We start from the raw sequence: 13,611 nt of genomic DNA on the forward strand, positions 1-13,611 counted from the left end.
ATGGCCTGGACCCGCGACGAGATGGCGGCCATGGCGGCCGCCGAACTGCAGGACGGCGACTACGTGAACCTGGGCATCGGCATGCCCACCCTGGTGGCCAACAACCTGCCCGAGGGCGTGCACGTGGTGCTACAGAGCGAGAACGGCATCCTCGGGATGGGCCCGTTCCCGTACGAGGGCGACGAACACCCAGACCTGATCAACGCCGGCAAGCAGACGGTGACGCTGCTGCCGGGCGCGGCTATCTTCGACTCGGCCACGAGCTTCGCCATGATCCGCGGCGGCAAGATGGCGGCCGCCATCCTGGGCGCGATGCAGGTCTCGGGCGCCGGCGACCTGGCGAACTGGCAGATCCCCGGCAAGCTCGTGAAGGGCATGGGCGGCGCGATGGACCTGGTGGCCGGCACCGACCGGGTGATCGTCCTGACGGAGCACGTCGCCAAGGACGGGTCGCCGAAGATCGTGGCCGAATGCACCTTGCCGTTGACCGGCCGGGGCGTGGTGCAGCGGATCATCACCGACCTCTGCGTATTCGACGTGGTCGACGGCGCGCTGGTGCTGCGACGCATCGCCCCCGGTCATTCGGCTGATGAGATTGAGACCAAGACCGGGGCCGAGTTCTCGGTGGAGCTGGAGGAAGTGGCATGAGGGACGTCGTGATCGTGGGCGGGGCCCGCACCCCGCAGGGCCGGCTGCTGGGGCAGCTGGCCTCGCTGACGGCCGTCGAGCTGGGGGCGCACGCGATTCGTTCCGCGCTGTCGCGGGCCGGGGTCGAGGCGGAGGCCGTGCAGTACGTCGTGATGGGTCACGTGATCCAGGCCGGCTGCGGGCAGAACCCGGCGAAGCAGGCGGCGGTGTCGGCAGGGCTGAGCCTGCATGTGCCCGCCGAGACGATCAACAAGGTGTGTCTTTCCGGGCTGGCCGCCGTCACGAACGCTGCCCGCCTGATCCGGTTGGGCGAGGCCGACGTGGTGGTGGCCGGGGGCATGGAGTCGATGACCAACGCGCCGCACTTGGCGCGGGTGCGCGCGGGGGTGAAGTACGGGGCCGCTGCGCTGGAGGACTCGGTCGCCTCCGACGGGCTGGACGACGCCGCGGACTGCATCTCGATGGGGCTGCTCACCGAGCAGGGCAACGAACGGCACGGCTTCACCCGGGAAGAGCAGGACGCGGTGGCGGCCGACTCTCACGCACGGGCCGCTGCGGCCGCGGCCGACGGGGTGTTCGACGAGGAGATCGCGCCGGTGTCGATCCCGCAACGACGGGGTGAACCACTGGTGCTCGACAGCGACGAGGGCGTGCGGGCCGATTCCAGCGTCGAGACGCTGGGGAAGCTGCGGCCGGCGTTCCGTGAGGACGGGACGATCACGGCGGGCAACGCGTCGCCGATCTCCGACGGCGCCGCAGCCTTGGTGGTCACGAGCCGAGAGTACGCGGAGGCGAACGGGCTGACGGTGCTGTGCGTGGTGGGCGAGGCCGGGCAGGTCGCCGGGCCGGACACGCAGCTGCACGAGCAGCCGTCCAAGGCCCTGGCCGCTGCGCTGGCGCGCGCTGGCTGGGAGGTGGCCGATCTGGACTTCCTCGAGATCAACGAGGCCTTCGCCGCCGTCGGCCTGGCGTCGCTCAAGGAATTGGGCTTCCCGTGGGAGAGGACGAACCTGCACGGCGGTGCCATCGCGCTGGGCCACCCCGTCGGGGCATCCGGGGCCAGGTTGGCGCTGCATGCGGCGATGGAGTTGCATCGCCGGGGCGCCGGGCGTGCGGGTGTCGCCTTGTGTGGGGGTGGAGGACAGGGCGAAGCGCTGCTGCTCTCCGCCAACTCTTGACCGGTCCGCGAGTCGGTCGCGCCGGGCCCGTTCATAGGCGCCGACAGTAACCATCCGGCACAGCTTGCGTTTAGCCGTGGGCAAGGGGGCGCCCTTCGCGGTAGGTCGGGCGTTGGGGGTGCCCGCCGACGACTGGCTCGGTGGAGACCACATCTCCGGCGGGTGGGGTCCCACATGGGCGAGAAGGGCGCCCCCTTGCCCACGGCGATCCGGCCCGAGGTGACCCCGTCGACCACCGAGGGATGTGCGGTCAGGCCCCCTGAGGCTGGTAGATGCAGGTGGGGTCCGACGCGAGCGGGTCGCCCAGCATGGCGTGCGCCCGCGCGCGGCTGCCGCCGCAGATCCAGTTGAACTCGCACATTCCGCACTTGCCGGAGTAGGACGACGGTTCCCGCAGCGCCTTCATCATCGGCGCCTCCGCGTAGATCTCGCGGAACGACTGCTCCTTCACCGAGCCGCACTTGTGGGGCAGGAAGCCCGACGGGTAGACGTCGCCGATGTGGTCCACGAACGCGAAACCCCGCCCGCTGTTGACGCCGATCGGCGGCCGCGGCGTGCGGCGTTCGCCCACGCTGCCCAGCAAACGCTCGGTCTCCTCGGTCAGCCAGGCGTGCAGCTCGCCCCGCTCCGGCATGGGCCGGCCCGCGGCGCGGAGGTCGTCGCGCTGGATGGCGACCCGACGGTAGTTCGGCGCCTCCGTCACCTTGACGGCGACCCGGTCGGAGACGTCGTGCAGCCAGTGCAGCACGTCCTCCATCTCCTCCGGGTCGAGCGGTTCGAGGTTGGAGCCGCGGCCCATCGGCACGAGGAACAGCACGTACCACATGTGCGCCTTCATGCTCATGGTGGTGGCGAGCAGCTGCGGCAGTTCCCGCAGGTTGTTGCGGCAGATGGTGGTGTTCACCTGGAACCGGAACCCGTGCTTGACCACGAGCTCGGCGGCCTTCATCGTGTCGTCGAACGTGCCCTCGATGCCGCGGAACGAGTCGTGGGTCTCGGCGGTGGCGCCGTCGAGTGACAGCGAGAACGCCTTCACCCCGGCCTCCCGGACGGACGCGAGCCGCTCGTCGGTCAGCAGCGGGGTGACCGACGGCGACAGCGCGATGGGCAGCCCGATGGAGGTGCCGTAGGCGATGAGCTCCTCCAGGTCGGGGCGCTCGAAAGCGTCGCCGCCGGAGAAGATCACGATGGGCTTCGGGGTGCCGTAGGCGGCGAAGTCGTCGAGCAGGGCCTTGCCCTGCTCGGTGGTCAGCTGGCGCGGGTCCGCCCGCGTGAACGCGTCAGCCCGGCAGTGCCGACACGCCAACTGGCACGCCCGGGTGACCTCCCACACCAGGACGTGGGGCCGATCGCCGGCGTCGTGGTGCAGGGTGCGCACCACTCCCTTCGACTGCGGCTGGTGCATGGCATGTGGGTGCGACATGCCCGCGATCCTACAACCAGTAGTACTCAGCGACGGGGGCGGCCGACCAGCAGAGCGGCGCGGCGTGGCTGCCGAGGCTCCGACGACCAGTGGGAAACGCGGCGTGCAGCTGGCCGTCGGTGAATGCCTGACCCTGGACCCTGCGCGGCTGGGTAGGCTGAGGCCAGTCCAACAAGATAGGGGCCTGCCGGTGAAGGGCATCGTCGTGTTCTCCGGGTCGGCGCATCATGAGCTGGCCGACGAGATCTGTGACCACCTGGGGCTGAGGCGCTCCGGCGTCAAGATCTCCCGTTTCAGCAACGACTGCCTCCAGGCCCAGTTGCTGGAAAACTGCCGCCAACGCGACGTCTACATCGTGCAGCCGCTGGTGCCTCCCACCCAGGAGCACCTGATGGAGCTGCTCCTGATGATCGACGCCGCCCGCGGCGCGTCGGCAGGTCAGATCACCGCCGTCATCCCGCACTACGCCTACGCCCGCTCCGACAAGAAGGACGCCTCGCGCATCTCCATCGGCGGCAAGCTGGTGGCCGACATGCTCGCGACGGCAGGCGTCGACCGGGTGCTCACCATGGCGTTGCACGCACCGCAGGTGCACGGCTTCTTCTCGGTGCCGGTGGACCACCTCACCGCGCTGGGCGTCATCGCCGACCACTACCGCGAGCGGGACCTCACAGACTGCGTCGTCGTCTCCCCGGACCTGGGCAACGCCAAGCAGGCCACTCTCCTGTCGCGGCTGCTCAATCTCCCCGTCGCCGCGGGCTCGAAGCAGCGGCTGGCCGACGACCGGGTGGTCATCGACGCCATCGTCGGCGACGTCCGTGGCAAGCGCGCCATCGTGCTCGACGACGAGATCGCCACCGGCGGCTCAATCGTGGAGATCGTGCGCGCGCTGCAGGCCTTCGGCGCCGCCGAGGTGAGTGTCGCCTGCACGCACGGGCTGTTCACCGGCAACGCGGTCGAGAAGCTGCTGAGCGTGGACGCCATCAAGGAGATCGTGTCGACCAACACCGTGCCTGCACCAGAGAACTTCCCGGGCCTCACGTGCCTGAGTGTCGCTCAGTTGTTCGCCAGCGCCATCGACCGGATCCACAACGGCCGCTCCGTCTCGAAGCTGTTCAACGACGTGGATCCGTCGCACGCCCCGCCGCCCCAGCCGGAGGGTCTCTTCTGACCCCGTGGATGCGGGTCAGTCGCCCAAGCCCCGGCGGCGACGCAGCCTCTCGAGCACCTCGCGCCAGCTCGGCACGAGGACACCCTGGGATTCCATCAGCGTGCGGAGCTTCCGGCGGCTGAGCAGAATCCCGCCGATGCCGACGATGAAGAACGGCGCCTGCAGCGCCCACGCCAGGCGCAGGTGCTCCGGCGTGTAGGCGTTGCCGCCCGCGATCCAGTCGAGGAACACGCCCATCAGCAGGATGAGCAGGGTGCCGCCGGTGAACGCTCCGGTGATGACGATGCCGTTGGCCGCCCCCAGCCGCGTCGACGGCAACGACGTGCGGGGGAAGTCGAAGCCGATGCCTGTGCCCGGTCCGCCCACGGCGAGGACCAGCACCAGCAGGAACAGCAGCGCCCCCGGGGCGCGCCCCGGCCAGAGCAGCACCGCGGCCCACACCACGATCAACGAGCACACCACGATGAGCGCCAGCGTGCTGCGGCGCAGCGGATGCCGGGCGGTGAGGGCGCCGATGACAGGCCCCGCGAACATCGACGCGACAGACAGCACCGTGAACAGCCCGGACGCCTGGAGCTGCGACAGTCCTTGGGCGACGACCAGGTACGGCATGCCCCACATGAAAAGGAAGGCGTTCATCGAGAAGCCGGAGGTGAAGTGCACCCAGAAGCCGAGCTGCGTCGCCGGATGGCGCGTCACGTCGGCGATCCGCCCCGGGATCTCGCGCAGCGGGTCGACGACGATGCCCGCGTCCTCCCCCGGCGGGGCGTTGCGCACCCACCCGATGATCGCCAGCACCGCCAGCGCGCTGGCGCCGGACACCATGAGGAGCCCCAGCCGCCAGCCGAGGAGCTGGATCACCGGCAGCACGATGATCACCGAAGCGATCTGGCCGAAGCCGGCGAACATGCCGGTGATCTGGGTGAGCACCGGGATCCGACGCGGTTCGAACCAGCGGGGCAGGAGTTTGAGGATGCCGTTGAAGATGCAGGCGTCGCCCACGCCCAGCAGGATCCGGGCGACATAGGCCAGCGGCAGCTCGGTGGCCAGGGCGAGCACCATCTGGCCAGCGACGATCACCAGGATGCCGCCGGTCAGCACGACGCGCGATCCGTACCGGTCGAGCAGCAGCCCGACGGGCACCTGGGCCAGCGCGTAGACCGCGAGCTGCAGCACCACGAAGGTAGAGATGATGCCCGGTGTGGTGCCGAAATGCTGGGCGGCCTCGAGCCCGGCCACGCCGAGCGAGGTGCGGTGCATGACGGCGACCGCGTAGGCGAGGAGGGCAACGCCCCACACCACCCAGGCCGCTCGGCCGTACCCGCTTGTACTCACAAAACGAACCCTACTCGTGTCGGTTACGGAGCCAGTGATTCGGAAAGCAAGCGCTGGAGGACCCGGCGGTAGCCGGCCCGCAGCACCGGCACGGCGAGCCAGTGGAGCCTGCGTGGCCACCACGGCAGGTGCACCGCCTGCCGCCAGATGACGGTGGCCCCGCCGTCGTCGGGCAGGCACTCCACGCGGATCAGCCCACGGATGGCGCGCCCCTGCTTGCGCAGCCGGGCCGAGCAGCGGCCGGGACCCGCGTCGATGTGTTCGACGACCATGGGGTCGTCGAAGCCGAACGGCCCGATCGCGGTGCGGGCGACGAACCGCACACCGGTCTCCAGTTCGGCGAACGAGGGCGCGGGGGCCAAGGTGGTGAAGGGGATGTGCCTGCTGTGGGCTCGGAGGTCGAGCACGCGGCTGAGCGCTTCGGGAGGCGGACAATCGGCGTGCAGCGTGACCGTGAAGCGGCTCATGGGCCCCAGCCTACGAGGTCGCGACCGGCTCACCGCGACCCCCGAAATGGGGGTGGTAAACCGCGGGGACGGATGCCAGAATGAAATTGGCGTGCCCGTGTCGCATCTTCCCCGCCCGCTCCTGATGGGCGGCGGGTGGAAGTTCCGCCGGGCCCTGGGACAGCGTCCGCCTCGTCTATTCCCGAGGAGCATCATGTCCACGACGGAAACGGCCCCAGCCCCCACCCCCATCCGCGCGATGGAGCGACGCACCGCCCAGCACCGTCGCTACCTGATGTGCCGGCCGGAGCATTTCACGGTCACCTACGCGATCAATCCCTGGATGGAGCCGGGCAGGCCCACCGACACCGCCCGCGCCATCGCGCAGTGGCAGAAGCTGCACGACCTGTATCTGAGCCTGGGCCACGAGGTGGAGCTGATCGAACCGGTCCCCGGCTATCCCGACATGGTCTACACGGCCAACGGCGGCTTCCTCATCGACGGCCGCGCCTACCTGCCGAAGTGCCTCTTCGAGGAGCGGGCCGGGGAGGCCCCGGCGTTCGCCGAGTGGTTCCGCACCCACGGCTTCGACACAGTGGAGCCGACGGAGGTCAACGAGGGCGAGGGAGATTTCCTCCTTGTCGGCAACACCATCCTGGCCGGCACCGGGTTCCGCTCCACGGACGACAGCCACCGCGAAGTGGGGGCCATCTTCGGCCGCGACGTGGTCTCGCTGAACCTCATCGACGCGCGCTACTACCACCTCGACACAGCCATCGCCGTGCTCGACCCCGTCCAGGGCACGGAGCACGGGGCGCCGGCCAGGGCCAACATCGCGTACCTGCCCGGGGCCTTCGACGCGGCCAGCCGCGCCATCCTCGAGGACCGCTACCCCGACGCCATCCGCGTGTCGGACGAGGACGGTGCCGTGTTCGGGCTGAACTGCGTGAGCGACGGCTACAACGTCGTCATCGCGCCCGGGGCCGAGGACTTCGCGAACCAGCTGCGCGCACGCGGCTACAACCCCATCCCGCTCGACCTGTCCGAGCTGCTGCTCGGGGGCGGCGGCATCAAGTGCTGCACCCTGGAGCTGCGCGGCAGCCACATGGCGACGGCGGGCCCGCACCCCGAAGGTGCGGAGGCGCACGTCGCCCACAACTACCACCCGCTGCCGGTGACGATCGCGTCCGCCGAGGGCGTCTGGATGACCGACGTGGACGGGAGGCGCTATCTCGACCTTCTCGCCGCCTACTCGGCGGTGAACTTCGGCCACCGCCATCCGGCACTCGTCGACGCCGCCACCCGCCAACTGGAGCGGGTCACGCTCACGAGCCGCGCCTTCATGACCGACCGCCTCGAGCCGTTCGCCGAGGCGCTCGCGAGGCTCTGCGGCAAGGACTTGGTGCTGCCCATGAACACCGGCGCCGAGGCCGTCGAGACCGGCATCAAGGTGGCCCGCGCCTGGGGTTACCGCGTCAAGGGCATCCCCACGGACAAGGCGCGCATCATCGTGGCCGCGGGCAACTTCCACGGCCGCACCACCACCATCATCAGCTTCAGCGACGACCCCGTGGCGCACAACGACTTCGGCCCGTTCACGCCCGGTTTCGACGAGGTGCCCTACGGGGACGCCGGCGCCGTCGCCGCCGCCATCACGGAGGAGACTGCGGCGGTGCTCATCGAGCCGATCCAGGGTGAGGCGGGCGTGATCATCCCGCCCCGGGGCTACCTGCGGCGAATCCGCGAGATCTGCGACGAGCGCAACGTGCTGTTCATCGCCGACGAGATCCAGTCAGGACTGGGCCGTGTCGGCGAGACCTTCGCCTGCGACCGGGAGGGCGTCGCGCCCGATCTCTACCTGCTGGGCAAGGCGCTCGGCGGAGGCATCCTGCCCGTCTCCGCCGTCGTCGGGGACCGCGCGGTGCTCGGCGTGCTGCGCCCCGGGGAACACGGCTCCACCTTCGGCGGCAACCCGCTGGCCGCGGCGGTGGGGCTGCGCGTGGTGGAGATGCTGGAGACCGGCGAGTTCCAGGAGCGTGCACGCAGGCTCGGCGAGCATCTCGCCCAGGGGCTCGGGAGGCTGCTCGGGCACGGCGTCACGGCCATTCGCGTGGCCGGCCTGTGGGCGGGCGTCGACATCGATCCCCCGCTCGGCACCGGGCGCGAGATCAGCGAGAAGCTGATGGCGCGCGGCGTCCTCGTCAAGGACACGCACGGGCAGACCATCCGCATCGCGCCGCCGCTGGTGATCGGCGAGACGGAGATCGACTGGGCGCTGGAGCAACTCCGCCTGGTGCTGGAGAGCTGAGGCGCGCTCAGTCTGCCAGCGTCGAGGCGTCGATCACGTAGCGGTAGCGCACCTTCGAGGCCACCACGTTGTCGTAGGCCTCGTTGATCTGGCTGGCCGGGATCACCTCGATGATGGGCCGGACTTCGTAGTCGGCGCAGAAGTCGAGCATCTCCTGGGTCTCGCGGATGCCGCCGATGTTGGAGCCGGCGATGACGCGGTTGCCGCTGATGAGGCGGCCCAGGCCGACGGTGGCGTTGCCGTCCGACGGGAGGCCGACGTTGACGACGACACCGTGGGGCCTGGTGAGGCCGACGAGGACGTTGAGGTCCACGCCGTCTGAGATGGTCGACAGCACGATGTCGAAGGAGGCGCGCATCTTCTTCATGGCGTCGCGGTCCTGGGTGGAGACGTAATCCGACGCGCCGAGCTTCAGCCCGTCGTCGCGCTTGGCGAGCGTGCGGCCGAATACGGTGACGTCTGCGCCCATCTTGGCGGCGAACTGCACGGCGACGTGGCCGAGCCCGCCCATGCCGATGACGGCGACCCGCTTGCCCGGCCCGGCGCCCCAGTGCTTCAGCGGGCTGTAGGTGGTGATGCCGGCGCACATGAGCGGCGCCGCGTGCTCGAGCGACATCTCGTCCGGCACGCGCATGAGGTAGTCCTGCTCGACGGTGATGCCCTGCGAGTAGCCGCCGGCGGTGGGTTCGCCGTCGCGGCCGCGGTCGTTGTAGGTGCCGACGGTGCGCTGGCCGGCGGGCGCGGTGCAGAACTGCTCCTCGCCGTCGCGGCACATCTCGCACTCGCCGCAGGAGTCCACGAAGCAGCCCACGCCGACACGGTCGCCGACGGCGAACTTGGTGACCTCTGGGCCCACCTTCGTGACCACGCCTGCGATCTCGTGACCCGCGACGAGCGGGTAGGTGGTGTCGCCCCATTCGGAGCGCGCGGTGTGGATGTCGGAGTGACAGATGCCCGCGTAGGCGATCTCGAAGTAGACCTCTGTGGGGCCGGGTTCCCGGCGGGTGATGGTGGTCTTCTCGTACCGGCCGGTGGGCGAGTCGATGGCGTAGGCGATGACCTCAGGCATGAACCCGAGGTTACTCGCCGCCCAAACCGACGAGCCATTCGGCGTCGGACTCCGGCCCGGGCATGGGCGCCTCGGCGCTGGCGTCCGGAACGGTGCAGTTCATGGGCTCGCCGGGGGGCGGGCCGAATTCCTTGCCGCCGAAGATGACGTCCTTGGCGTAGGCGTAGTACGCGTCGTGTTCGCCCGTATCGTACGGGTTGTCCAGCGCGCAGCGGCCCACGTAGTAGCCGATGACGTCTGCCCAGACCTCGGTGACCTTGCTGCCGGCGTACTCCGAGAAGCGGCCTTCCTTGGCGTACAGCTTTGTGAAGTCGGTCCAGTAGGCCGGCTCCGAGTAGCGGTCCGAGTTGAGCACGTGGGCCAGCTCGTGGGCGACGAGGCGGGTCAGGCGTCCCTCGTCACCGGAATCCAGCGCGCGCTGGAACTTGGCGAAATCCAGGGAGACGTAGCCGCTCCTGGTGAGGCTCCAGTCGCCCCACGCGTAGCCGCGGATGTTGGTGGTGTTGATGCCGACGGTGCCGGTGACCTTGCTCTGCAGATCCGTGCGGTAGGAGGTGCACTCCATGGCGTCGAGGGTCTCCCAGAGGATCTTGATCGACGGGCGGCGCGCCTCGGTCCACTGCGAGCCGGCCAGCTTGAACCCGAAGTTGGCGGCGAGCTGCGCCTGGATGTCCTCGATGGACGCGCCGTCGGGGAACGGGAAGGTGGAGGCGCAGGGGCTGGGGATGCCGGTGACGGGGACGACCGGCTCAGGGGCGATCGGCAGCGCATCCGCGGTGGTGGCGGCGATCGAGCCAACCGCTACAGCAGCCAGCGCTGCGAGCGAGGCGATCCATGTGCGCACGTGTTGTCTCCGATGATCTTCGTCGATTCCGACAAGACAAGAGTTCCTTAGAATTCTCAGGAAATCAAGCCCGGCCAATGCTACCGGTTGCCATCACTCACGGCGGCTGATTGCCGATGCCCGCCCGAGTTATCCACAGCCCTCGCGCTGAGTGCAGGAAGTGACCCCTTCGCGGCCTAGATTCGCGTTCGCAGGAGGGGGCCAATGCTCAACACGGACAGACCGACGAAACCAGACCTCACACCGCCCTCGGCGCCGCGGCCCGAGGCGGTCCAACTCCGAGCCCGGCGCAGCCCGAAGCTCATCGCGCTGGGTGTGCTGCTGGTGACGCTGGGCGGCATAGGCGCCGCGCTGCTCTACACGATGAACGCGGACCAACGGGCCGTCGTGGCCATGGCAACCGATGTGGCCAGGGGAGACGTGGTGGACCGCGACGACCTCATGGTGCTCGAAGTGCCCGGTTCGCTGGCGGTCGCGGCGGAGGGTGCCGAATCGCTGGAGTTGCTCGTCGGGCAGATCGCGCGCACAGATCTGCCTCAGGGGTCCTTCCCCCTGAGCCGCCACGTGGGTGAGGACCCGCTCCCCGCAGGACAGACCCTCGTGGGCCTCCGGTTGGCGCCCGGTAAATTGCCGGCCAGCGACCTGCCGCCCGGCACCACGGTGCGCCTGGTCGGGCTGCTCGACGGTGCCGACACCGCCGTCGACGCCCTGGTTGCCACCCGCCCGCAACTGCTCGACGACGGCGCCAGCTACGCGCTCGACGTCCAGGTGGCAGACGGGGAGGCCGACACCGTCGCCAGGCTGTCGGCAGCGGATCAGGTGGCCCTCGTCGTGACGACGGAGGGCTGATGGCTGTCATCCTCCTCACCTCCGCCACCGGCGCCCCCGGCGTGACGACGGCGTCGCTCGGCCTCGCGCTCACCTGGCCGCGCCACGTGCTGTTGGCAGATTGCGACCGCGAACCCGGCCAGTCGGTGCAGGCCGGTTATCTGCGGGGCATGGACCACGGGGGCCGGGGCCTCATGAGCCTCGCGCACCTCAACCGGGAGGGCAGCCCGTTGGCCCCAGAGCTGTGGCGCCAGACCCTCCCCCTCGTCGACGGCGGCGACGTGCAACGGCGGTTCCTCCCCGGGTTCACCTCCCCTGGCGCGTCCCGGCTCTTCGAGCATGTGTGGCCGGTCCTCGGCGAGGCGCTCGAATCGCTCGACGGCCAGGGCGTGGACGTGCTGATCGACGCGGGTCGCCTCTCGACGGGCGGCCTCCCGCTGGGGCTCCTCAGCGCCACGGACGTGGTCCTGCTGACCGTCCGTTCCTCACTCGTTCTCTGGCGGGGGCGCGGATCCACCTGCCCACGCTGAGTGACCAAGTGGCGGCGCTTCCTCAGCAGCCGGCTGTGGGCCTGGCCGTGGTGGGCGCCGGACGGCCGTACTCCGCCTCGGAGATCGCGGCCCAATTCGCCGTGCCCGTCTGGGCCGAGGTGCCGTGGGAGCCGAAGTCCGCCGACGTCCTGAGTGACGGCGAGCGCGAGCCGCGCCGGTTCTTCGAGGGATCGTTCATGGGCCGGCTGAGGGCTGACGCGAAGGCGGTCTCCGATCGACTCAGCCGGGCGCGACAGGTGGCGACGCTGGTGAGCGGAGGTGCCAGATGAGCGTGCATGAACTCCCACCGTTGTCAGGGGCGCTCGGCAGGCTCGGCGCCTCCCCGGCCGGGCCCACGCTGCCGACGCGGGCCTCACGCGGTGCCAGCTCGCCCGCCACGCCACCGCGCCTCCCTGGGCCGCCGTCGACCGTGGACTGGCAGCTGGTGGTGACACTCCGACGGGAGGCGGCCGAGGCGATCTCGCTCGCCGGTTCCGAATGGCTCAACGGCCACGGCCAGCCCATGCCTGAGGCCGATAGACGCGTCCAGGGCCGCTCCATCATCCGACGCGTGGTCCACGCTCACGCCCAGGCACTCGGCGACTCCGGCGAGGCGCTGTGGCCCATGGAACTCGAGACGCGCTACGCCGACGCCGTGGAGAGCGCCATCTTCGGCTACGGGCGGCTCCAACCGCTCTTCGAGATCCCGGAGGCCGAGAACATCGAGATCCACGGCTGCGACTCCGTGATGATCCAGTACGGCGACGGCAGGCGGGTGGCCCACCCCGCCGTCGCGGATTCCGACGAGGAGCTGGTCGACGCGATCCGCTTCCTGGGCGAGACCGCCTCGCCGCCGCGCCCCTTCGACGACCTCCATCCGACGATGACCCTCGCCCTCGGGAGCCGCTTCCGCCTGCACGCGATCGGCTTCGGCCTGTCGTACCGGCCGAGCGTCGTCATCCGGCAGCACCGGCTCACCGACGTGACGCTGTCAGACCTGGCCGAAACCGGCATGTTGCCGCCGTACGTCGCCAGGCTGCTGCAGTCGGCGGTGCTCGCCAGGAAATCCGTGGTGATCTCGGGAGACCAGGGGGCCGGCAAGACCACCCTCCTGCGGGCACTGATTGCCGCCATCCACCCCAACGAACGATTCGGCACCCTGGAGACGGACTACGAACTCCTGACCCACCTGCTGCACAACCGTCGCAACGTCCTCGCCCTCCAGGCCCGCGTGGGGATGGGCGAGACCTCCGGCGGCGTCGGGGTCGGCGACTACACCGTCGCAGACCTCATCCCCGAGGCGCTGCGGCAGAACCTCACCCGGCTGGTCGTCGGAGAGGTGCGTGGCGCAGAGGCTGGCGCCATGTTTGAGGCCCTGCAATCGGGCGCGGGGGTGCTGAGTACCACGCACTCCCACTCGGCCACCTCCACCATCGACCGTCTGGCCGCGCGGGTGGCGCAGGGACGCGTGCTCAGCATCGAGGACGCGATGAACCAGATCGCGCACCACATTGACTTCCTCGTGCACGTGCAACTCACCGACGACACGTGGCGCGGCGGTCAGCGTCGCCGCTTCGTCTCGGAGGTGCGCCAACTCACCGGGTCCGTCGAAGCCGGCCGCCCCGCCACGCACCTCGTCTACCGGGCGGCAACCGCCTCCCAGCAGGAGTGGTTCCAGCCTGAGGCCGCCATGTCCGCGGAACTCGCGGAGTTCGACGGGGCGTCGCTGTGGGGGTGATGGTGGCGGCCGCCATGGGGTGCGCGGTCGGGTTGGGCCTCACCCTGCTGGTGGCTGGTCTACGCCGCGCCCATCCCCTGTCCACAGCTTCAT

13 protein-coding genes and 1 pseudogene are annotated in these 13,611 nt (G+C 70.0%); 9 read left to right on the forward strand and 5 right to left on the reverse strand.

Features of this window, described 5'->3' with window-relative positions; translation table 11 throughout:
* The gene (locus tag J7D54_RS13500; RefSeq protein WP_182763200.1) at positions 1-648 is read left to right on the forward strand and encodes a 3-oxoacid CoA-transferase subunit B; all 648 of its coding nucleotides are present in this window, start codon (positions 1-3) and stop codon (positions 646-648) included.
* Complete coding sequence (locus tag J7D54_RS13505) at positions 645-1,826, forward strand: acetyl-CoA C-acetyltransferase (RefSeq protein WP_182763199.1); 1,182 nt, start codon at positions 645-647, stop codon at positions 1,824-1,826. The genes J7D54_RS13500 and J7D54_RS13505 overlap by 4 nt, the downstream gene beginning before the upstream one ends.
* Before the next feature lie 250 nt (positions 1,827-2,076).
* Here the strand turns inward: J7D54_RS13505 and J7D54_RS13510 are convergent, their stop codons facing one another.
* Positions 2,077-3,249, reverse strand: coding sequence for a TIGR04053 family radical SAM/SPASM domain-containing protein (locus tag J7D54_RS13510; protein WP_245244031.1), 1,173 nt, complete (start codon positions 3,247-3,249; stop codon positions 2,077-2,079).
* 190 nt (positions 3,250-3,439) lie between these two features.
* Here J7D54_RS13510 and J7D54_RS13515 point away from each other — a divergent pair, with 190 nt between their 5' ends.
* The gene (locus tag J7D54_RS13515) at positions 3,440-4,420 is read left to right on the forward strand and encodes a ribose-phosphate pyrophosphokinase (protein WP_182763198.1); all 981 of its coding nucleotides are present in this window, start codon (positions 3,440-3,442) and stop codon (positions 4,418-4,420) included.
* Positions 4,421-4,435: 15 nt separating this feature from the next.
* On the opposite strand, the gene J7D54_RS13520 is transcribed toward J7D54_RS13515, so the two are convergent.
* On the reverse strand, positions 4,436-5,755 hold the full coding sequence (locus J7D54_RS13520; RefSeq protein ID WP_209455150.1) for a nitrate/nitrite transporter: 1,320 nt from the start codon (positions 5,753-5,755) through the stop codon (positions 4,436-4,438).
* A 23-nt stretch (positions 5,756-5,778) separates the two neighbouring features.
* Complete coding sequence (locus tag J7D54_RS13525) at positions 5,779-6,222, reverse strand: hypothetical protein (RefSeq protein WP_182763197.1); 444 nt, start codon at positions 6,220-6,222, stop codon at positions 5,779-5,781.
* A gap of 238 nt (positions 6,223-6,460) precedes the next feature.
* Between J7D54_RS13525 and ddaH the strand changes: the two are divergent.
* Together ddaH and rocD are read left to right on the forward strand one after the other, a co-directional pair.
* Positions 6,461-7,282 (forward strand): annotated as a pseudogene (gene ddaH, locus J7D54_RS14490) (dimethylargininase); the annotation flags it as partial.
* Between the two features lie 24 nt (positions 7,283-7,306).
* Positions 7,307-8,509 (forward strand): ornithine--oxo-acid transaminase, encoded by a 1,203-nt coding sequence (rocD, locus tag J7D54_RS13535; protein WP_209455291.1) that lies wholly within the window; start codon positions 7,307-7,309, stop codon positions 8,507-8,509.
* A 7-nt stretch (positions 8,510-8,516) separates the two neighbouring features.
* Here the strand turns inward: rocD and J7D54_RS13540 are convergent, their stop codons facing one another.
* Together J7D54_RS13540 and J7D54_RS13545 are read right to left on the reverse strand one after the other, a co-directional pair.
* A complete protein-coding gene (locus J7D54_RS13540; RefSeq protein WP_182763196.1) occupies positions 8,517-9,578 on the reverse strand; it encodes an NAD(P)-dependent alcohol dehydrogenase in 1,062 nt (353 codons plus the stop codon).
* Between the two features lie 10 nt (positions 9,579-9,588).
* Positions 9,589-10,422: a hypothetical protein gene (locus J7D54_RS13545; RefSeq protein ID WP_182763195.1), complete on the reverse strand. Its 834-nt coding sequence runs from the start codon at positions 10,420-10,422 to the stop codon at positions 9,589-9,591.
* A gap of 204 nt (positions 10,423-10,626) precedes the next feature.
* Here J7D54_RS13545 and J7D54_RS13550 point away from each other — a divergent pair, with 204 nt between their 5' ends.
* From J7D54_RS13550 to J7D54_RS13565, 4 genes are read left to right on the forward strand one after another with little or no spacing between them, the layout of a single operon-like run.
* A complete protein-coding gene (locus tag J7D54_RS13550; RefSeq protein ID WP_182763194.1) occupies positions 10,627-11,271 on the forward strand; it encodes an SAF domain-containing protein in 645 nt (214 codons plus the stop codon).
* Positions 11,271-11,780, forward strand: coding sequence for a hypothetical protein (locus J7D54_RS13555; RefSeq protein WP_182763193.1), 510 nt, complete (start codon positions 11,271-11,273; stop codon positions 11,778-11,780). The genes J7D54_RS13550 and J7D54_RS13555 overlap by 1 nt, the downstream gene beginning before the upstream one ends.
* Positions 11,781-11,788: 8 nt before the next feature.
* A complete protein-coding gene (locus J7D54_RS13560; protein ID WP_182763192.1) occupies positions 11,789-12,070 on the forward strand; it encodes a hypothetical protein in 282 nt (93 codons plus the stop codon).
* Complete coding sequence (locus tag J7D54_RS13565) at positions 12,067-13,518, forward strand: CpaF family protein (protein ID WP_182763191.1); 1,452 nt, start codon at positions 12,067-12,069, stop codon at positions 13,516-13,518. Before J7D54_RS13560 ends, J7D54_RS13565 begins: the two co-directional genes overlap by 4 nt.
* Positions 13,519-13,611: the final 93 nt, after the last annotated feature.

Source organism: Tessaracoccus sp. MC1865, assembly GCF_017815535.1.
Taxonomy (GTDB): Bacteria; Actinomycetota; Actinomycetes; order Propionibacteriales; family Propionibacteriaceae; genus Arachnia.

What these genes read in the sequence shown, in the direction of transcription:
- J7D54_RS13500 (WP_182763200.1), top strand. Translation starts at nt 1, where the DNA reads ATGGCCTGGACCCGCGACGAGATGGCGGCCATGGCGGCCGCCGAACTG.
- J7D54_RS13505 (WP_182763199.1), top strand. Translation starts at nt 645, where the DNA reads ATGAGGGACGTCGTGATCGTGGGCGGGGCCCGCACCCCGCAGGGCCGG.
- J7D54_RS13510 (WP_245244031.1), bottom strand. Translation starts at nt 3,249, where the DNA reads ATGTCGCACCCACATGCCATGCACCAGCCGCAGTCGAAGGGAGTGGTG.
- J7D54_RS13525 (WP_182763197.1), bottom strand. Translation starts at nt 6,222, where the DNA reads ATGAGCCGCTTCACGGTCACGCTGCACGCCGATTGTCCGCCTCCCGAA.
- rocD (WP_209455291.1), top strand. Translation starts at nt 7,307, where the DNA reads ATGGCGACGGCGGGCCCGCACCCCGAAGGTGCGGAGGCGCACGTCGCC.
- J7D54_RS13540 (WP_182763196.1), bottom strand. Translation starts at nt 9,578, where the DNA reads ATGCCTGAGGTCATCGCCTACGCCATCGACTCGCCCACCGGCCGGTAC.
- J7D54_RS13550 (WP_182763194.1), top strand. Translation starts at nt 10,627, where the DNA reads ATGCTCAACACGGACAGACCGACGAAACCAGACCTCACACCGCCCTCG.
- J7D54_RS13555 (WP_182763193.1), top strand. Translation starts at nt 11,271, where the DNA reads ATGGCTGTCATCCTCCTCACCTCCGCCACCGGCGCCCCCGGCGTGACG.
- J7D54_RS13565 (WP_182763191.1), top strand. Translation starts at nt 12,067, where the DNA reads ATGAGCGTGCATGAACTCCCACCGTTGTCAGGGGCGCTCGGCAGGCTC.